This window comes from Nonomuraea sp. GTA35 (assembly GCF_041950525.1).
In the GTDB taxonomy this organism is placed as follows: domain Bacteria; phylum Actinomycetota; class Actinomycetes; order Streptosporangiales; family Streptosporangiaceae; genus Nonomuraea.
On the sequence record NZ_JBGNUV010000014.1, the window covers coordinates 209,836 to 227,952 of the forward strand.

Sequence of the window (18,117 nt, forward strand, 5' to 3'; positions counted from 1 at the left end):
ACGCGGTTGCGCGGCGTCTCGATGCCGCGTCCGCGCAAGTTCCAGCGTGCCGGTCGGGTGGCCGGCCAGGACCACCTGGGCGGGTCTCGGCGGCCGAGGCCAGTGCGGCGGCCATGTCGCCGATCGCCTGCTGCCGCCGCGCCGTCGCGGTGCCGGCGACCCGGTCGGCCCGGTGAGCGGATTCCTCAGGCACAGGATGCCGTCGCCCGTTGGTGCTCACTGCCTCTGCCGGGGGATGTAGGCCAGGCCGTGCGCACGCGGCTCGCCGCGCTTGGGGATCTCCAGGCGCTCCAGCCGACGCATCTCCTCCAGGTCCACGACGTCCACGGTGGAGGAGGACACGCATGAGCCGTAGCCGAGCCGGCCGTCGGGTGACGAAGTGACCGTCAGCGGGAAGCGGCCGACCTCGACGTCGCCGAGCGGCCGGTGGTCGCGGGCGTCGAACACGGTGAGCCGGCCGGGGGCGTGGCGGCCGATGGGCTCCAGAGATGACGACTATCCGGCAATGCGTGATCCGCATTTCAGGGTCCTGCTGGTGGTCGGCCCCCGAGCACCCGTGTGCAGCCGCTGCGGCCGGCATACCTGCGTCACATTCTCGGAACATGGCCCGGATATCCCGGCTGTGTACCGCCGGATGCTTGGCTTTCCGCAAAAACCCCGACCCAAGGGAGTCACATGATGATGGTCATCCGTCGGCCAGGTCTGCGCCGCACCGGAGTGGTCGGCCTCGCGGTCGCGACGGCGGCGATCGGTGCGGTCACCCTGGCCGGACCGGCGCACGCGGACTATTTCGTCGGGATGTTCCCGACGAAGGCCGCCTGCGAGCGGGAGCGGCCCAAGTACAAGTCGTCGTGGACCACGCCGGGGCCGTGCTACTTCTACACGGCCAACCCTCCGGCTCGCGGTTCTTGGGGGTTCTCCGTGGATGAGCGGTACTGAGCCAGGCTCCCGGCTCATGGCGTCCCTTCGCGGTCGCGAAGGGACGCCATGCGGGTCACAGCCGGATCAGGTCGGCGACCTGCTCGGGCAGGCCGGGTGACGTCATGACATGGCCCATCCCGGGCACGACGTGCAGTACCGCGCCCGGAATCGCGGCAGCCAGGGCCTCGCCGTGACCGAGCGGATAGACCGGATCCTGGTCGCCGTGCACGATCGAGGTCGGCGCGGTGATCGACGACAGCGGGGCGAGCAGGTCAGGAGCGTCCATCCACGCGGCCCGGTGATGGTTGGCCGCGGCCGCCGGGTCGGTGGCCCGCGACAGCGCCAGCTCCAGCATCGCCCGGGCAGCCGGCTCGTCGAACGGCCGAACCGGCCCGTTGAAGACCCGGAACAAGGCCACGTCGGACTCCACACCCGGCGGCAGCCCGGCGGCCAGATGCGCGAGAAACGCCGGCGAAGGCGGCGGCAGATCATCCGGTTCGGCCGGCTCCCCGGCCCGCGCCCGTGCCCACGCCGGGCTCGGATCATGACCCATCGGCGAGCTGGACATCACCGTCAACGACCGGACCCGGTCCGGCGCATGCACCCCCAGCCACTGCGCGATCATGCCGCCCAGGGAGGTCCCAGCCACATGAGCGGAGCCCAGCTCATAACCGTCCAGCACAGCCAGGCAGTCGCGGGCCATGTCCCCGATCGTGTACGGATGAGCCTCGAAGTCGACAACGCTGGACCGGCCGGTGTCCCGATGATCGAACCGGATCACCTGAACCCCACGCCCGGCAAGCCGGCCGACCAGCGCATCGGGGCAGCTGACACCCTGAGCAGCCGACCCCATGACCATCAGAACGGCGGGAAGCCCAGGATCCCCGACCCGCTCCGTCCAAATCCGCAGCGGCCCGGAGGGCACGAATCGCTCGTGCGCATTCAACATGGAGGCACGGTAGCGGCTACCTGCTGCCGAACGCCGACATTTACCGATGGCCCGGCCGAGAACAGCGTGCCGCAACCGACAGAACTGCTACTGCGCTACATCGCCGCAATGACCCGCGCGTGCCGGCGGACGGTGGCGCCGAGCCGGGCGCCGGGCACATGCTCACCTGACTACGAACAGTCCAGCGGCCAAGGGGTTTCGTGAAAAGGATCATCTGGCTGGCGGTGATTCTCGCCCTCGCCGCCTGCCGGCCACGCGTCAGCCGGTGGGTGGACGTCGAGAACCGTACCGGTGAAATCGTGACGGTGAAATGGCTCGGTGACACGATTCATGACCGGCAACTCGCCCCAGGGGAATCCGTCCAGATCCCAGTCGTGTCGGGAGGCTGCCTGCGTAACGGAGCCGAGGACATGATCGTGGCCGAGACGGCCAGTGGGCGCCGTTTCACCTTCGGCCCGCCCGCCTGCGAAGGCGGGAAATGGACGTTGCCCGCTCGCTGATCCGCACCTGCGCTCAGTGCCGGCTTGAACGTGAGGTCGCGGAGGGCCGGGTGTGACAGGAACCCTGGGCAGGTGCCGGCGACGGTGTTGCGGCCCGCGTGCCCGCCTGCCGGCCAGGTGGTGGGTGGGGATGTCCGACGGCGCCGTCCCGGACAGTGCCGCTGTCGGGCCCGCAGCCGCTCGGCCTCCAGCATGCCGCCTGCCGGCCGAGGAATCGGTACGACCGGAACAACGTCTTCACCTTCAATCACAACATCCCGCCTGCAAGTGATTCAACACAGAAAAGGGGGAACTTCTGCAGGTGTTTTGTGCCCGGCATAATTGCCCTGACGCACTCGTAGATCGACGTCGCGTCGACCGGCCACGCGAAAGAATCTTCTTGTCGGTATGTGAATGATGTTGTACTCTCCATTAAAGATCAAATCGAATCGATCGATTGTGATGGAGTGGCCGTGGCAGTTCATGAGCCCCCGCAGCGCAAACGCCGGTTATCTCGACGCTTCTTCACCCGGGCCGTGGGCGCCAGCGCCCTGGCCGCCGCCACGTCCGTCGCCACTCAGGCACGGCCCGCCTCGGCGCAGGCCATCTGCGAATACCTCTGCTGCCAGTTGCTCTACTGCCCGACATTCCCTTACAGCACCTGCTCGAACAACGCGACCTACATCTGGGGCTGCTACTCGGGAGCGTCCTTCTGCCGATGCTGTGAGGCCCCCGGCAGGGCCTCCATCAGCTGCTATCCCTGAGCAACGGACGGACGACCCGGAGGCCCGAAATGTCGATCACCCCGACAAACCACGGCTACGCGTACATCTTCGAGAACGAGGGCGCGGTGAACGTTGCGGTCTGTTCCCGCATCGAGAACGAGAAGCCCGTCGGCGTCATCGCCATTCATTTCCGCACCAAACAGATCAAGGTCGATTCGACCATTCAACTGGTCGGGGACAAGGGTGGCCGCTACTCGACCGCGCCCGTCGCCGTCTACGGGGAGGACCAGGTGATCCACCTCCGCATGGTGACCGCGGCCGAGGGGCTGACCGCGGCCGGGCTCCCGTCGTAGCCGGCCATGGGCGTACTGCCCGTCATCCTCAGCGCACTGCTCGCAGCGACCCTGCTCACCTCGGGGGCCGGCAAGATGGTCAGCCCGCGCGGCCTGGCCGCGGCCCTCGGTGAGCTGACCGGCTCGCGGCAGCCGCCCGTCGTCCTGATCAGAGCGGTCGCCGTCGTGGAGATCGCGCTGGCGGCGCTGGCCGTATTCGCCCAGGAGCACCCGCTGACCTTGCCGGCCGCTGCCCTGCTGGGAGCGGGGTTCGCGCTGGTGGGGGTCGTGGGGCGGCTGCGGGCGAGCTCGCTGCCCTGCGGCTGCTTCGGCCGGAGCGGCTCCCGGTCGTTCGGCGGCTGGAACGTGCTGGCCGGCGCCGCGGTCCTGGCCTGGGCACTGGTGCCGGCGCTGCGCGAGACCGAGCACGACCAGGCCGTCCAACTGCTCGCCCTGAACGTGGCGGTGGCCGTCCCCGTCTGGGCGAACCGGCGATACCTGACCGTCTTCGTCAGAGGAACCATCGCGCGCGAACGGACCGAAACATGATCACCGCACTGATTGTCACCCTGCTCGCTCTGCTCACCCTGGCGGTCGTGATCCTGTTCGCGATGTTGGGTGAGCTCAACGCGCGGGTCGCCCAGGCGCCTGTGGGCCAGGCGGGGCGCCCCGAGTCCGTCCAGCCGTTGCCGGAGGCCAAGCTCGGCGCGACGGTCATCGATTTCCCCGACGGGCTCGCCCGGCCGCCTGGCGTGCTCCTGGTGTTCAGCACGACCTGCGGGGCGTGCCAGGAGCTGGCTCCGAAGGCGCGGGGCTTCTTCGCCTCGGCGGGAGTGGACCTGGTCGGCATCGTGGTGTCGTGCGCGTCGGCCGAGTCGGGCAGGGAGTTCGTGGCGCGCTACGGGCTGGCCGGCCTGCCCGGCTACGTGGACGTCTCGGGCCGGTTCAGCATGGCGGCGCTCGGCGTCGGTATGAGCCCGGCGGCGGTGGCGCTCTCGCCCGAGGGGGTCGTGCGGTCCGCTGTGGTGTTCAGCTCCTTCAACGCCCTGTCGAGCTGGATCGGCTCCCTCGGCGACACTTCCGACGCCGCGGACGGCGTGAGCGTCCTGCCGGGCAAGGATCTCGTCTGATGAACGTTCCCGTGATCGTGGCCCTGGCTTCGGCCGGCTTCGTCCTGCAGTACTGGAGCCCTTGAGGCCGTTCGATGGTCGGCGTCGCCGGTCCATTGTCCAGGCGGTCGCCTGGCGCAGCACGCCGCTTCATCGCGGGCTACTCCCTGGGGCTCGTGGCGGGCGGAGCGGTCATCGCCCTGCTGGCGGCCGTCGTCGCCGAGGGTCTGGGGAGCGCGTTCCCGCTCCGGTGGCGCGAGGTGGCGGCAGGCGCTCTGCTCGTCGGCGTGGGGGTTGCCGACGTCCTGAACCGCACCCCGCATGTGATGCGGCAGGTGCCCCAGGACTACGCGCGGGCGCTCGAACCCGGCTGGCGCGGCCTGCTCTGGGGGGTCGACCTCGGCCTGCTGTTCACCACGCAGAAGACCACGTCGCTCATCTGGGGCGCCCTGGTCGCCACCGTGCTGCTCAACCCCGCGGCGGCTCCGGTCTTCCTGGTCGGGATGGTGGCCGCCTCGGTGCTGGGGACGGCGATCGGGACGGCGCTCAACCACGTTCCCGGCCGGGCGTTCATGGGTGGCGAGCGCGTGTTCATCCGTACTGTTCGGGTTCTGAGTGGAGTAGTGCTGATATGCCTGGGTTTGCTCCAGATCGTGTAGTGGCCGGAGCCGCCTCGCGCTGCACCCCGGATCCGGACGGCGGCGTCGTCGTGGTGACCAGGTTCGACTGCGGCGGGCTGTGGCGGCTGCTCGCGTTCCGCATCGCGCACGCCTGGATCTCGGCGCGCATCACGCCGCGGCTCGAAGGGCTCGTCTTCATCGCCACCCGTACGGACGTCGCGGCACGGCGGGTGCTGAGCGTCACCCTCTTCCACAACCTCGACCAGGTCTACCAGATGGGCACCATCCCGGCGCACATCAAGGCCGCCCGCGTCACCCGCCGGTTCGGCGTGCGGACCCGCGGCGCCATCTTCGCCAACGTCGGGGACTGGCGGACGGTGCTGTTCGACGCGATGGCAGGGGAGCCGGTCATCGACTGACGTACTCCAGGTCGATGGAGTCCGTATGGGAGCTCCACGCCAGGTCCAGGCGCCAGCAGCCGGGGCTGGGCAGGTCGACGGACGAGGGCCCGGGGCCGCCCTGGACGGTGATCCGCGTCGGCGTGCCGGTACCGTTCAGCCGGGCCTCGATCCGCAACGGGTCGGAAGGAACCAGCGGCGCTTTCGAACGCCACAGGATTTTGTTGCCCCGGTCCGGTTTCGGCGGGCTGTAGAGCGGATAACCGAAGAGGACGGCGACCATGTCGCCACGCCTGCTGGCGGCATAGTGTATTTCCGCGCCAGGCGTGAAACCGGTTCGTGCCCAAGAAGGTGGCTGGTCCTTGACGACCTGGAACTTGCACGGCCTCGTCGTGGCCGGATTTCCGGACGCCTGATGGGGCCTGCCCTGGGCGGGAGTGGCCTCATTCGTGCAGGCGGCGGACGCCAGCAGAATTGCAGCCACCATGACGTGGCGCGACCAAATCAAGCCGGCCTCCAAAAGCGAGACGGAAAACGAAGTCACACCTAACGTACTCGTGCCGGGCAGGCCGGGGAATCGGCTCCACCGGAACCTGGGCACCCTCGGCACCTAGTGTTGCGACCGGAAACGTTCACCGGGGGTTGGGTGCGCACTTTCTGGCTGGGAGTGCCAGTGGTCGGCCGCCCCAGCGGAGATCCTTGTTGCGGGGCACCGGGATGACCTTGGGCGCTCGGCCCGCCCCATGTCCCGTCCAGCATCAGTTCATGCGCCGGTGTGCAGGTGAGACGCCCAGTGCGCTGGGGTGAGCGGGGAGCGGGCGCGGAGGGCTTGCGTGGCTTGATACAACGCATGAGCGGAGCGTTCGAAGGCGGGGTGGCCGCCTGTTGTCAGGGCAGCATAGAAGACTTCGGCCAATTGGACGGCACGGGAATCATCGATGGGCCAGAGAGTGCCGATCACGTGGGGGTAACCGGCCAACTGGAAGGCGGAGGCGAGGTGGATCACCTCGTCGATTAGAGAGTAGGACACTGCGGTCTCGCAGGCCGACAGGTAAGCCAGCCGGGCGTGCTCCAACCGGATCGAGGTCAGGGCAGCGACTGTCAGTGGAGCGGTCCGGTGATCGTGCAGAAGCAGGCGGCTGTCAGAGGGATCGTCTGGTGAGTTGGTTCCGTGGCAGGCGAAGTGGGCGATGGAGTGGGTGGTGAGGAGGTTGAGCACCACGTCTCGGGTCGGGATCGCGGCGTCATGGGGTTGAGGGCTGCGGGGGTCAGGTTCGGTGAGGATGATCGAGCCGGGGAGTTTGCGGGCGACCAAAGCGGCTTCGACTGGCACTTGGGGGAGGTCCCCGGGGTGGCCAGGCGTGGTGGGCATCGCCACTATCACGGCACGGTCAGGAGGGGCGGTCACGGGAGTTCGGGAAAGGGAACGGCGAGCGTGGCTGAGCGCCGCGATGGTCGGCGTGTAGGACGACACGACGCGGTCGGGAACAGTCCTGGAGCGCGGGTCGGGCGGGTTGGTGTGGTGGCCCGCGGCGTGCAGGGGGAGGAAGCTGAGCAGTCCTCCCGGCATCCACCAGACCCTGGGAGGCTCATCGGAGGGGGCGCTGTGGCCGAGTGCCTCCAGCACAGGGCCGGCGGCTTGATCCCACAGCCAGGCGAGGACTTCACGGATGCGCGCATGGGCGGTCGCGATCTCGGCGAGTGACAGATCTGCGGTGTCGAGCGCGCCGTGGAAGGCATCAGCCTGGGCGAGGAGCGTGCCCTGAGTGAGGGCAGGCAGCGGCAGGTGGGTCACTCCCGCCGTGGTGACGATGAGCGCATCGCTGCGGTAGTCGCTGATGTTGATGACCACGATCGCCCCGTGAGAGGCATGTGCGGCGAGTTCGGCCGGAGATGGGGGCCGGGCGAAGCCGGCGAACCCGGGCAGGGCTCGGATCTCCGCGAGCAGCTCGTTCCAAGTGCGGGCCGGTGGGGTGTGCGGTCCGGGGTCGGGCGCGTCGAGCAGGTCGCGCAGTTCGGTGAAGCGCCGGGCCAGGTCCGGATGCCGCTCGGCGAGTTCGCTGAGGTCGGTCCGTGTCTCCAGTGCCTGGCTGTAGAGAACGGCGCGACCGGCCTCGAGAAGGCTCAAGGCCCGTGCGGGACGCTCGGTCTCCGGTCGAGAGGGGTCTGTAAGGGCCAAAGCGGCCGCATCGGCAGCCAGGCCGCTGTGCTGGCCGAGAGAGTGCTGCTGGTCGCTACGGGACAGGCGGCGCGGAGCGACCCGCGGCAGCAGCCGTACCCCGGTCTCCAGCAGGGCGGCGGCAAGGGACGGATGCTGATCAGCAGCCAGGTCGGCGCCCGCGCGGCAGGCGCGGAGGCGGATCGTGGGCTGCGCTGCCGCGGCGTAGGCGGCCTCTTCGAACCGTTGCAGGGCTTCGTCGTGGTCGGTGGCCGAGCCGGTCAGCTCATGCCGGTCGTGGAGAGCGCCGGCGAGGTTCACCAGCATCACGGCATGCTGCGGCTCGTTCGCCGTGAGGGCGGCAGCTGCCTCGCGGTGGTAGGAGATCGCCGCATCCAGGTCGGAGGAGGAGTAAGACAGCTCGGATCGCGCTTGAAGGGCGAGGCCGAGGTTGGACAGGCGGCCGGACCGTTCGGAATGGCCGGCGGGGGTGTGGGTGACAGCCAGGCGCCCAGTGCCGATGGCCTCGTCCAGGTCATCGCGGGAGCCGGTACGGCGGTAGCGAAGCATGAGGGCGACGGCCAGATTCGCGTGGGATGCGGCGTGCACCCCAGGGTCGGCGGCGACCGCGCGCCGCCCAGTGTCGATGGCCGCGTCGAGGTCCGTGGGATTCCCGGTCCGCTCGAATCTGGCACGAAGCGCGGTGCCGAGGTTGGACATGGTTCCCGTGCTCGGGGTGATCTCGGCGGACAGGCGGAGCACTTTGATCGCCTCGTCGATGTCCTCCAGCGCTGAACCGATCCGGTAGCGGACAAGGTAGGCGAGGCCGCTGCCGTTCAAGATGGCGGCGCGATCGGGGTTACCCTCGGACAGCTCGCGTAACGCGGCATGGTGGAAGATGACTGCTTCGTCGAGGTCTTCGAGTGAGGCGGTGCGCTCACCTCGGACCCGCAACGCCGTGCCCAGGCTGAACTGCCACTTGTAGCGCTGACGATCGTCAGGCGCGCAGAGCCGCACTGCCTGTCGGAGCAGGCCGATGCCCTCCTGAAGGTCGTCGAAGTCACCATCCACCTCGACAAAGCTGATGCGCAGCGCCGTACCGAACTCGGCGAGATAGGTGGGCTGACCAGGAACGGCGGCGGTGACGCGGCGGTAGAGGCCGATCGCCTGGACGAGATCTTCGCTGTCGCCGGTCTGGATGAAGCGCTCGGTGAGGGCACCGGCCATTCTGTTGAGCATCTCCGGGTGTTCCGGATCTCCGGCCGGGGTCAGGTCTAGGGCACTGTTCATGGCGCTGATCGCGCTGGTGAGGTCCTCGGTCGACTCGCGTATCTGCGAGCGCATGACGAGCGCGTGGCCGAGGTTGGCGAACGTTCCGCGGACGTCCTCGGGGTCGAGGTCGGCGTTCAGGGCGTCGATGTACAACTCGACAGCTCGGTCAAGATCGGCCTGAGAGCCCTGGCTCTCAGGCCGGAAGACCAAGGCGAGCCCGGTGTTGACCGCCAGCCCGGCCCAGCCGGGTTGATCGATGTCGAGCGCGGCCAGAAATTCCTCCCACAGGGCGGCATCCTGCAGGTCGGGGTCGACCCGCTGAGCGATGGACGGCAGCGCCATCTGCGGAAGCCTCGCGAGCTCGACGCCGTCCCGGTAGCAGCGGACGAAAAGCTGCATCGCCAGCGCCATATCGCTTTCGGACTCTCCGACGGAGGCCATGAACCGGAAGAAGTGGAACCAGCCGAGCAGGAACCGGGCCTGCTGATCGCGGGGACTGTCGGTGAGCAGCGCCCTGAGCCGCTGGGCCTGAGCGAGCGCGGTTTCTCCCTGAACGGACGAAGGGCTCTGGTGTTCCCCCACCAGCTCGACCCGGCGACCGATCACCTTGAGAAGACGGCCGCGCTCCCGAAAGCTCATGTCATTCCCCCAAGGGAGAGTCAGGATCCCATCTGCTGCGGCGCAGCCGGGACGTCAGCGCGGCGCCCTGTTCCCGAGTAAGTGACACGTCCTGGAGCTGCGCGAGCATCGGTGGGCCGTACAGATCGACCGCGCCCTCGATGAGCTCGGTAAGGACCGTCGTCGCCGTACGGGCGGAGCTCCAGGCCGTGCAGGCCGTCCCCGCGGCGATCAGTACGGCAGGCCACCACCACAAGGCCAGCACCAGGTACAGGACGGCCCAGCCGAAGAGGCGGGCGGCACGCCCGTACGCATCCCGTGCGGTGGTCAGCTCGGCGCGGACCTGATCGGGAAGGGTCAGCCACAGGCGGGGCCAGACGACGTCGAGGTTCAGGCCATAGGAGCGTTCGACACGGATCCGGCAGGCCCGCAGCCGGTCGCCTATCCAGGTCGGACGGTCAGCCTCGACCAGGCAGAGCCGGTCGGCGCGAGCGACGGCCCGAGCGATCTCCTCCGCGGTCTGCGCGCTGTCGGCCGCCTGCTTGGCCCGGATGGAACGCCTTCGCCGCATGTCAGCCAGCCAACGAGCGGGCCGTTGCCGCCCGGGAAGCTCCCACAGGATTTCGGTGAGCCGGCCCAGCGCCACGGCAGCCAGGCCCGCCGCCACCGAGCCCATCAATATCGTCCCTACGACGAGGACGCTGCCACCGACCGAACCGAGTGCCGGCTCTCTCGCCCACATCTCTATCCGGCGACCGAGTTCGGCGACGTCGAGGGCGTGGGGCCAGCCGAGTGCCGTCGCCGCGAGGGCAGCAGCGACGTAGAGAAGGCCGGGGAGCGCGAGGAGTGCGACCCATCGCTCGGCGAGCTTCTTGCCGAGCTCGCTCAGAAAGCCGGTCATGTCGTTGGCAGCGGCGTGTCGACCAGGGGCAGCTCGCTGATCGAGCAGATCGGCGGCGCCTGGTGGGGGCGGACCCGGCCACGGCCGGAACAGCGGCCGCCGGGGCAGTTCCACAGGCGGGCGCCAGTGGCCGCCTCATGCCCCGGCAATCGCGCCACGCGAGTGTCGGCGGGAAGGAAACCCTGCCCGAGGACGCGTTCGCACATCAAGTTCAACGCGTCGAGATCGGTTTCCAGGATGTCGGACGGCAGATCGGACCTGAGACCGTCCCGGACCCGCCGGAACGTCTCCCCGTGACCTTCCTGCTCCGCCAGTGTCTCCAAGGAACCATCCGCGAGCTCCCGGCAGAAGGCGGCGATCTTTCGCGACATCCGCACCGACATTGACGATCTCCCCCGGAGCCAGGCGCGTCGAATGGCTTCCTTCGCGTCAAGCATCGGCAATTCCTGCCACAGCGTTACCGACCGCCCAGGGTGATGAAGGCGAGGACGTCCTGGGGCGGCTTATCGCCGGCGATGGTCTTCCACGACCCCACGGTTTCGCTGAACCCGGCGCTTGAAGCGGCCAACCGACCACTGGAACCGCGGCCAGAAGCCGGCGCCCAACCCGGTGAACGTTTCCGGTCACAGCACTAGGTTCAGCCCGGCACCGAAGCCGTCGCCGCCACGCTCTCCGAGCCCGGCCCCCCATGAACGGGACGACTGGCCACGCCTCCTGAGTATGACGAGATTCGCACTGCGAAAGGCACTGAACGCCCTTCAGCAGGCCCTACAGGCGCAGCGACAAGCCCGCCTATGGCGAGCATCAGCACCTGTGCTAGATCGCCTCAAGGTTCCCTTTAGCTTGCGCCGGAAGGCTGCGACTTGGCCGACGCAGGAGGGGCCAGTTCGCTCGGAGCCGTCTGCTCGGCGGCTTACACCGGGCTACGGCGACGAAGGAGTAGGCGGTTGCGGAGGCTATTGCTCATCGACAAGGACGCCCGGCTCGCCGTGGCGCTGAGCAGTGCGCTGCGGCGGGTCGGGTACCAGGTGCGGCACGTCCAGACCGCGGCCGCCGCTTCCATGGATTCCGGGTGGGATCTGGTCGTCATGGACCCGCACGCGGATGGTGACGGTTTTGGCGTGTGCCGAGAGCTGCGCAGATCGAGCACGGTCGGGATCGTGATGCTGTCGGCCCACGGCACCGAGGAGGACCGGGTCAGGGCCTTGCGCAGTGGTGCCGACGACTACGTCACCAAGCCGTTCAGCTTCGCCGAGCTTCATGCCCGCCTGGAGGCCGTGCTGCGCCGGATCCGCCAGGCCACGCCGGAGATTCTTGACGTGGGACCGTTACGAGTCGACATCGGCCGGCACCAGGCGTCCGTGGGCGCCGCCCCGGTGGAACTGACCCGCAAGGAATTCGAGGTACTGGCCATCCTGGCACGCAGGCCCGGAACGGTGGTCAAGCGGGAGGAGTTCGTCTCAGAGGTCTGGCCGACGCTGAATGGCAACGGCTCACGCACGTTGGACGTTCACATCGCCACGCTTCGCGCGAAGATCAAGGACGCCGTGCGGGTGGAGGTGGTCAGGGGTGTCGGCTATCGGATTGTTGCCCCGAATCAGGACGAGACTGAACCGGAGTCCTGCTGGCGTTTGGTGGTGATCTCTCCACGGTTCGCGGACGCGGTGCTTGGGGCGGCAGGCCTGATCCACCGGTACGCCGGCACGGTCGCTGTTGTCACGGTGTGCGGAGGGATGCCCGAAGAGCAGATGCCGCCGACGGACCGGGACCGGCTGTGCGGGTTCACCAGCGCTGCGGAGGCGGCTCGGGTACGAGCCGGTGAGGATGTCGCGGCATGCGCCATCCTGAATGCCGACACGATCCACCTGCCTCACCTGGAGGATCCTCGGGCAGGTGATGAGCTTGACACTCTGCGTGAGTTCCTTGCCGGCTTACCTCCCGCAACGGCGGTGATCGCACCGGCCGGCATGACAGATGATCCCGGCTGCCACCGGGTGCGTGACGCTACGTGGCAGATCCTGCGCTCAGCCCGGGAGCGCAGGGTTGGTTTCTACGCGGACGCGCCGGCCTCTACCGGCCGGTCCAGGCCGGTTCCGTTACGGCAGGCGTTGCCGGCCCATGCGGCGGCGGCAGGAACGGAGCAGCGACTCCGGCTGGACGGGAGCGAGTGGCGCACCAAACGACGCGCCGTCTGCTCCTATGCATCCCAGCTCGGGATGCTCGCCGGCCGGATGCCTCGAATGCTGGCACACCCCGGTCCGCTGCAGCGTGAATCGATCTGGTGGATCGGAGGCCCTCATGAACTGGCCTAGTACGCAGCCTGCGGTGACCTCGATCAGGTACGCCGGCGGACGCAGAATCCGGCTGCCCTGGCCCTCCCTCCCGAAGGGTCCGTCCGATGAGGGGGGAATCGCCACGCTCGGCCGGAACCTGCTTGGCTGCGCGCCGAATAGAACCCATTTCCGGCTGCTCACCGGCTTTGGTGACGCCACACAACGGAGGGGCACGACACATCTGGTCCGGGCGGTTCCGTCCGGCGGCGCCTACTATCCCAGCGAGCTGTACGTGAGCTGGCCTGGCTCGGCGGACTTGCCGGCCGGGCTGTATCACTACGATGCCGTCCACCACGAGCTGGTGGAAGTGGCCGGCGCAGCGCCCTTGCCCGGCGGGAAACCCAGCTACCTGCTTGCGTGCCGGGTATGGAAGAACTCGGCGAAGTACGGGCCCGTGGGCTACCGGTTGGGTTGCCTGGACCTCGGTGCGCTCGCCGGCCAGCTGCTCGCCTTGGACGCCGCCGGCGACACGGTGAACTTCTTCTTCGACCAGGATGCGATCGACAGCGCTCTCGGCTTGGACTCCACGGTGCTCTCTGTGTACGCCATCCTTTCCGAGCCGCCCGATGGACGTGACTGGACCCGATGGATGGAGAACCGTGCGTGGGCAAGGCCCTGCCCGGCCGATCGCCTCCACGCCGATCAAGAGCTAGCCTGCCTCGCGGATCCGAAGGTACGGGAACTGCATCAGCTGGCGGGAATCGCCGAGCACTCCGGCCCCCTCCCGCCGGCCCAGAACGCTGTGCCTACGCAGGCGGCCGTCGCCCTGCCCGATGCGCCCCCGGTCGACGTGCTGGCCGAGGCATTTCACCGGCGCTCGGCAACCGCCTTCGTCCCTTGTCCCATCCGGCCGGACCAACTCGCCGCGGTGCTGGCACAGGCGGCCGCGGACATCCCGTCGGATGTCATGGCCGCGACCGGTGAGGAGGCGGCGCTATCGCTCTACTGCGTGGTGAACAGAGTGACCGGGCTCGAGCCTGGCGCCTATCGCTACGATCCAGCGACGCACATTCTGATGCCTTGCGCCACCGTGGACGCGCCTGAGCGGCTTGCTGCGGCCATGTATGACCCGACGGAGCTCACGCCGATCGGCGCGGTTCACGTGTTCGTGGCAGGGCCATTGGAGGGCGGGGCCAGATCGGTCGGGCCTCGCTGGTACCGAGTGCTCCACCTCCTGGCGGGTGTGATCGTCCAGCGCCTCTGCCTGGCCGCGCATCCCGTCGGGCTCGGGGCGAGGCCGATCCTGGGCTTCGACGCCCCCGCCGTGGATGCCCTTCTGGCCATGCCGTCCGACCACAACTCGCTGGTGCAAGTCGTGCTCGGTACGGCCGGAACCGGCTCCGGATTCTTGGAGCTGGAGCTCTGGTGACCGAGCCGAGCATGCCGACCGGAACCCCCTCTTCCAGGAGAACCTCATGACGAATCCGAGACCACGGCTGCGCGACGACTGCTGGTACGTGCCTGTGGAGGACGGGCTCTACCTGCGTACGCATACACATAGCCTGCGGTTGCAGGGCGGCGGTCTTCACTCGCTGCTGGAACGCCTTGCGCCACTCCTGGACGGCACGCGGAGCGTCGCCGAGCTCGTGGCCGGGCTACCACCGCGACCGGCCCACGTGGTGACACAGCTGACGCAGGAACTGCTCCGCCATGGGCTGGCCCGCGACGCGGCCACCGAGCTGCCTCATGAGCTGGAGCCATGGGAAGTGCGCCGCTACGCGAAGGAGATCGCGTTCGCCGAGGGCATGGGCGGCTCAGGAGCCCATCGATTCGAGCGCTTCCGCCTCGGCAAGGTTCTCCTCGTCGGCGCCGGCGACACGATGACCGCCCTGGTCCGGAGCATCCTTCGGGTCGGGGTGCGACACCCCGCCGTCTGGACCACCTCAGAGGTCCCCACCGAGACGGATCTCTACCAGACGATCCTTGCCGAACGCCGGGAGGACGATCCTGCCCAGCGGCTGACGATGGTGTCGGAGCCGGATTCCGGCTCCGACCTGCATAGGTTCGAGGCGGAGTTCGCTGGTTACGATGCCATCCTCCATTGCAGCGACAGGCCGATGCTGGGCAGAGCAGCGATCATCGCCCGGGCGGCCCGGTCCGCCGGCATCCCGTCGTTGCACGCTCTGCCGATCGCGGGCGCAGCCTGGGTCGGGCCGTCCGGGCCTGATACCGCGGGCGGCTGTATGGAATGCGCCGTACGCCGCGCCCGGGGTGCCGTATCCCGCGATCATGCTGAATGGGCGGCGCTGGACCTCTCTGACCGGCCGGACGCGGCCGAGCCCTATCTGTCGGGACCGCTGATCGGCATGGTCGCCGCCACGCTCGCGATGGGCTATTTCCGGCTCGTCGTTGACACCGAGGAGACCGCCGCCCGGATCACAGTGATCGATCTGGCGACCGCGACCGCGCAGGAGCATCGGCTGCATCCGCATCCGTCCTGCCGAGCCTGTGCGCCGCCCGAGCTGCCGCCGGTGGCGGACCGGATATCTCGCCTGTCGGTTCGCCCCGCTGTGACGGCGGACGTGCTCTCCCGGCGCGCAGCGGACCTGCTGGACCGGCGGTTCGGACCCCTGATCGAGGTGGGCGAGGCTGATCGAACGCAGGTTCCGCTCGCCGCAGTGGCTGCGACGGTGGCCGATCCGGCTGCCCTGGCGTCTGGACCGCTGGTCGCCGTCGCGGTCGCCCCGGATCGGGCCCGTGCACGTCAGCGCGCGCTGCTCGGGGGACTCGAACTCGCTGCGCGCTGTGAACCGCCGGCGTGCGACGAACCGATGGAGGTCGCCGGCGGGTTCACCTGGAACGAGGCGGTCGGGCGGGCTTTACTGCGATGCCACGGACGGCGGCCGCTGGGTGACTGGCTGCCTTTGGACGCCGGCACCGCCGTACCGATGGAGCGGCCCGAGGAGAAGGGCTGGCGAAGGATCGAGCCGGATGAACCTGATACCGCGACCCGAAATCTCCTGAATTCCGCCGAGCTGCTGGGGACTCCGCTGGAGGTGTGGCTGCGTGCTGGACCGATAGCGGAGATCGCGGTACGGGCCGTGAACGGAGAACACCTGGTTCGCGGTTGCGCGTTGACGGTGTCCGCCGCGCTGGAAGCCGGGGTAGAAGGCGCCGTCGCTGCGATCGCCGGCCATCCGATCTCCGAGGTGGCGATCCCGCAGGACCTGGGTGACGACGAGTGGGACAGACGCCTGGAACCCCTGCTGCGGCGCCTGGCGGAGGGTGGCTGCCAGGTTCTGGTGACACCCGTCGACAGATGCCAGGAGATCAATGACGTGCTGCCGTTCCTGGCGGCGGTCGCAGTCGTCCCCGGTCCGAGGAGAGCTCGATGACTGCAGCTCAGCCGCCGGCCGCTCGAAGCAACGGCCCCCTGGCCCAGGCCATCGCAGCCGCCACGCTCGGCGAGCCGCTCGAGACCGTTGTCGCGGACGAACCCGGCGACGGCCTCACTGCGGAGGACATCGCTTCAGCCGCCCGCCGCGGCCGGCCGGTGCTCGTGGTCCGCGCCGCTCTTGGACAGGTCACGATCGGCCCGCTCGTCACGCCGGGAGAACCAGGGTGCGACACCTGCCGCCGGCGTCGCGAGGAGACCGCTCTCGCCGCCGCGCCCGAAGGGCAGCGCGACCTGTGTGAGGCAGTGTCGTCCGGCGCGATCCGCCTGACCCCGCCGCCGTTGACCGCTTCGACGCTGGAGGCCATCGCCGCCCTTGTCGCCGGGGAATGCGCCGCGCTGCGTGACGGCGCCACGCCGCGTACCTCTCAGGCAGTGCTGGAGCTGGACACCCGTACCCTTGCGGTACGGCGGCGTCGCTTCCTGCCGGATCCCCTGTGCCCGGACTGCGGCAACTTTCCCGACAACACGCCCGCGGACGGGACGCTGGTCCTTCCGCCCTCCCCCAAGCCGTCACGGACTTCCTACCGGGTTCGCGATCTGGTCGCCGAACATGAACGGCTCCTGGACGTCTATGTCGACTCCAGGTACGGGCTGATCCCGAGAGTGCCGTCCGGCGAGGCCGGACCCTTGGCGGTGGCACAGGCGGTCGCCGGCCGTCCGGGGTTCCCTTCCGCGGCCGACGGATACGGGAGAACACCGAGCCACACCGCCAGCGCGGTGGTCGCGATAGCGGAAGCGCTGGAGAGGATGGGGGGACTGAACCCGCGCTCCCGCAAGGTCAGTGTCCGCGCTTCGTTCGACGAACTCGGCCCGGAGCGAGCCCTGGACCCTGTGCGGCTGGGACTGCCGGACCGGCCGGTGGCGGACCCGTGCACGCCGGATTTCGCCTACCGGTCCGACCTGCGACTGGGCTGGGTCTACGCCTACTCCTTCGCGCGTGGAGGGCCCCTGTTGGTGCCTGCGAGCGTCGCCTATTACGGCGAAGGGTGCGAGCACATCGTGTTCGAATGCTCCAACGGTTGTGCGCTCGGGGGAAGCCTGGCAGAGGCCATCCTGCACGGCGTCTTCGAGGTCGCCGAGCGAGACGCCTTCCTGATCACTTGGTACGCCCGTCTTCCACTGCCCAGTGTCGATCCTCGTACCTCGGCCGATCCCGTCAACCGCCTGCTGGTGAACCAGATAGAAAGCGACAGCGGGTGCCGGCTGCACGTCTTCGACGCCACGATGCCGGAAGGTCTGCCCGCCATGATGGTGGCGCTGGTCGACGAGGAAGATCGGCCGGGCGTGCCGAAGGCGTACTTCAGCGCGGGCGCGCATATGGACCCGGAGCAGGCGCTGCGGGGTGGGTTGTCGGAATTGGCGAGCACCTACCGGGCGGCGGCGGAGGAACTGCGTAGAGACCCGGAACGTGCGGAGAAGATGGCGGCTGATCCCGAGTTGGTCCGGACGATGGAGGACCACGCGATCGCCTACGCCTCACCCCTGGCGTGGCCGCGTCTCGAGTTCCTGTTCACGGGCTCGGGCATGCGGCACATGGCAGAGGCCTTCCCGCTCGATGCCCGGCACAGGCCTGCCGACGATCTACGCACTGACCTTGACCAGGTAGTGGACCGTTACCTGGCAGAAGGACTCGACGTGCTGGTGGTGGATCAGACATCAAGCGAGCATCGTGCCGCTGACCTCCACTGCGTCAAGGTCATCATTCCCGGAACGCTGCCGATGACCTTCGGTCACCGTCACCGGCGCGCCAACGGGCTGCCACGGTTGCGGACGGCTCCGGTACGGCTCGGCTACCGGAGCCAGCCGTTGCCCGAAGCCGAAATCAATGCCTACCCGCACCCTTTCCCCTGAGTGTTAAGCCAACGATAACCACAGTGGATCAGCGAAAGCGTAGTTCGTACGGTC

Annotated in this window: 17 protein-coding genes; 11 read left to right on the plus strand and 6 right to left on the minus strand. The window is 68.8% G+C overall.

Annotated features, from left to right (window positions below; genetic code table 11):
* Window positions 1-216 precede the first annotated feature (216 nt).
* Window positions 217-447: a YncE family protein gene (locus tag ACBJ32_RS45305; RefSeq protein WP_375132106.1), complete on the minus strand. Its 231-nt coding sequence runs from the start codon at window positions 445-447 to the stop codon at window positions 217-219.
* A 228-nt stretch (window positions 448-675) separates the two neighbouring features.
* On the opposite strand from ACBJ32_RS45305, the gene ACBJ32_RS45310 reads away from it, so the two are divergent.
* Complete coding sequence (locus tag ACBJ32_RS45310) at window positions 676-939, plus strand: hypothetical protein (protein ID WP_375132107.1); 264 nt, start codon at window positions 676-678, stop codon at window positions 937-939.
* Between the two features lie 55 nt (window positions 940-994).
* Here the strand turns inward: ACBJ32_RS45310 and ACBJ32_RS45315 are convergent, their stop codons facing one another.
* Window positions 995-1,870, minus strand: a complete 876-nt coding sequence (locus ACBJ32_RS45315) for an alpha/beta fold hydrolase (protein WP_375132108.1) — start codon at window positions 1,868-1,870, stop codon at window positions 995-997.
* A gap of 200 nt (window positions 1,871-2,070) precedes the next feature.
* Between ACBJ32_RS45315 and ACBJ32_RS45320 the strand changes: the two genes are divergently transcribed.
* From ACBJ32_RS45320 to ACBJ32_RS45345, 6 genes are all read left to right on the plus strand, one after another.
* Window positions 2,071-2,370 carry a hypothetical protein gene (locus ACBJ32_RS45320; protein WP_375132109.1) on the plus strand — a complete coding sequence of 100 codons (300 nt, stop codon included), beginning with the start codon at window positions 2,071-2,073 and terminating at the stop codon, window positions 2,368-2,370.
* A gap of 772 nt (window positions 2,371-3,142) precedes the next feature.
* Complete coding sequence (locus ACBJ32_RS45325; RefSeq protein ID WP_375132110.1) at window positions 3,143-3,427, plus strand: hypothetical protein; 285 nt, start codon at window positions 3,143-3,145, stop codon at window positions 3,425-3,427.
* Between the two features lie 6 nt (window positions 3,428-3,433).
* Window positions 3,434-3,955 (plus strand): MauE/DoxX family redox-associated membrane protein, encoded by a 522-nt coding sequence (locus ACBJ32_RS45330; protein ID WP_375132111.1) that lies wholly within the window; start codon window positions 3,434-3,436, stop codon window positions 3,953-3,955.
* Complete coding sequence (locus ACBJ32_RS45335; protein ID WP_375132112.1) at window positions 3,952-4,536, plus strand: TlpA family protein disulfide reductase; 585 nt, start codon at window positions 3,952-3,954, stop codon at window positions 4,534-4,536. The genes ACBJ32_RS45330 and ACBJ32_RS45335 overlap by 4 nt, the downstream gene beginning before the upstream one ends.
* Before the next feature lie 155 nt (window positions 4,537-4,691).
* Window positions 4,692-5,174, plus strand: a complete 483-nt coding sequence (locus ACBJ32_RS45340) for a hypothetical protein (RefSeq protein ID WP_375132113.1) — start codon at window positions 4,692-4,694, stop codon at window positions 5,172-5,174.
* Window positions 5,174-5,554 (plus strand): hypothetical protein, encoded by a 381-nt coding sequence (locus ACBJ32_RS45345; protein WP_375132114.1) that lies wholly within the window; start codon window positions 5,174-5,176, stop codon window positions 5,552-5,554. Before ACBJ32_RS45340 ends, ACBJ32_RS45345 begins: the two co-directional genes overlap by 1 nt.
* On the opposite strand, the gene ACBJ32_RS45350 is transcribed toward ACBJ32_RS45345, so the two are convergent.
* The 4 genes from ACBJ32_RS45350 to ACBJ32_RS45365 form a co-directional block, all read right to left on the minus strand.
* The gene (locus ACBJ32_RS45350; protein ID WP_357887393.1) at window positions 5,544-5,816 is read right to left on the minus strand and encodes a hypothetical protein; all 273 of its coding nucleotides are present in this window, start codon (window positions 5,814-5,816) and stop codon (window positions 5,544-5,546) included. The genes ACBJ32_RS45345 and ACBJ32_RS45350 overlap by 11 nt on opposite strands.
* 480 nt (window positions 5,817-6,296) lie before the next feature.
* Entirely contained in the window at window positions 6,297-9,602 is a 3,306-nt protein-coding gene (locus ACBJ32_RS45355) for a CHAT domain-containing protein (protein WP_375132115.1), read from the minus strand.
* 1 nt (window position 9,603) lies between these two features.
* A complete protein-coding gene (locus ACBJ32_RS45360) occupies window positions 9,604-10,482 on the minus strand; it encodes a hypothetical protein (protein WP_375132116.1) in 879 nt (292 codons plus the stop codon).
* Complete coding sequence (locus tag ACBJ32_RS45365; RefSeq protein WP_375132117.1) at window positions 10,479-10,919, minus strand: hypothetical protein; 441 nt, start codon at window positions 10,917-10,919, stop codon at window positions 10,479-10,481. Before ACBJ32_RS45365 ends, ACBJ32_RS45360 begins: the two co-directional genes overlap by 4 nt.
* Before the next feature lie 522 nt (window positions 10,920-11,441).
* Here ACBJ32_RS45365 and ACBJ32_RS45370 point away from each other — a divergent pair.
* Genes ACBJ32_RS45370 through ACBJ32_RS45385 form a run of 4 tightly spaced genes read left to right on the plus strand, consistent with a single transcriptional unit; the run spans window position 11,442 to window position 18,063 of the window.
* On the plus strand, window positions 11,442-12,794 hold the full coding sequence (locus ACBJ32_RS45370; RefSeq protein WP_375132118.1) for a winged helix-turn-helix domain-containing protein: 1,353 nt from the start codon (window positions 11,442-11,444) through the stop codon (window positions 12,792-12,794).
* A gap of 13 nt (window positions 12,795-12,807) precedes the next feature.
* Window positions 12,808-14,184 (plus strand): nitroreductase family protein, encoded by a 1,377-nt coding sequence (locus ACBJ32_RS45375; protein ID WP_375132119.1) that lies wholly within the window; start codon window positions 12,808-12,810, stop codon window positions 14,182-14,184.
* 46 nt (window positions 14,185-14,230) lie between these two features.
* A complete protein-coding gene (locus tag ACBJ32_RS45380; protein ID WP_375132120.1) occupies window positions 14,231-16,150 on the plus strand; it encodes a TOMM precursor leader peptide-binding protein in 1,920 nt (639 codons plus the stop codon).
* Window positions 16,147-18,063: a TOMM precursor leader peptide-binding protein gene (locus ACBJ32_RS45385; protein ID WP_375132121.1), complete on the plus strand. Its 1,917-nt coding sequence runs from the start codon at window positions 16,147-16,149 to the stop codon at window positions 18,061-18,063. Before ACBJ32_RS45380 ends, ACBJ32_RS45385 begins: the two co-directional genes overlap by 4 nt.
* Window positions 18,064-18,117 lie beyond the last annotated feature (54 nt).

What these genes read in the sequence shown, in the direction of transcription:
- ACBJ32_RS45315 (WP_375132108.1), bottom strand. Translation starts at nt 1,870, where the DNA reads ATGTTGAATGCGCACGAGCGATTCGTGCCCTCCGGGCCGCTGCGGATT.
- ACBJ32_RS45335 (WP_375132112.1), top strand. Translation starts at nt 3,952, where the DNA reads ATGATCACCGCACTGATTGTCACCCTGCTCGCTCTGCTCACCCTGGCG.
- ACBJ32_RS45350 (WP_357887393.1), bottom strand. Translation starts at nt 5,816, where the DNA reads ATGGTCGCCGTCCTCTTCGGTTATCCGCTCTACAGCCCGCCGAAACCG.
- ACBJ32_RS45355 (WP_375132115.1), bottom strand. Translation starts at nt 9,602, where the DNA reads ATGAGCTTTCGGGAGCGCGGCCGTCTTCTCAAGGTGATCGGTCGCCGG.
- ACBJ32_RS45360 (WP_375132116.1), bottom strand. Translation starts at nt 10,482, where the DNA reads ATGACCGGCTTTCTGAGCGAGCTCGGCAAGAAGCTCGCCGAGCGATGG.
- ACBJ32_RS45380 (WP_375132120.1), top strand. Translation starts at nt 14,231, where the DNA reads ATGACGAATCCGAGACCACGGCTGCGCGACGACTGCTGGTACGTGCCT.
- ACBJ32_RS45365 (WP_375132117.1), bottom strand. Translation starts at nt 10,919, where the DNA reads ATGCTTGACGCGAAGGAAGCCATTCGACGCGCCTGGCTCCGGGGGAGA.
- ACBJ32_RS45325 (WP_375132110.1), top strand. Translation starts at nt 3,143, where the DNA reads ATGTCGATCACCCCGACAAACCACGGCTACGCGTACATCTTCGAGAAC.
- ACBJ32_RS45310 (WP_375132107.1), top strand. Translation starts at nt 676, where the DNA reads ATGATGATGGTCATCCGTCGGCCAGGTCTGCGCCGCACCGGAGTGGTC.
- ACBJ32_RS45385 (WP_375132121.1), top strand. Translation starts at nt 16,147, where the DNA reads ATGACTGCAGCTCAGCCGCCGGCCGCTCGAAGCAACGGCCCCCTGGCC.
- ACBJ32_RS45330 (WP_375132111.1), top strand. Translation starts at nt 3,434, where the DNA reads ATGGGCGTACTGCCCGTCATCCTCAGCGCACTGCTCGCAGCGACCCTG.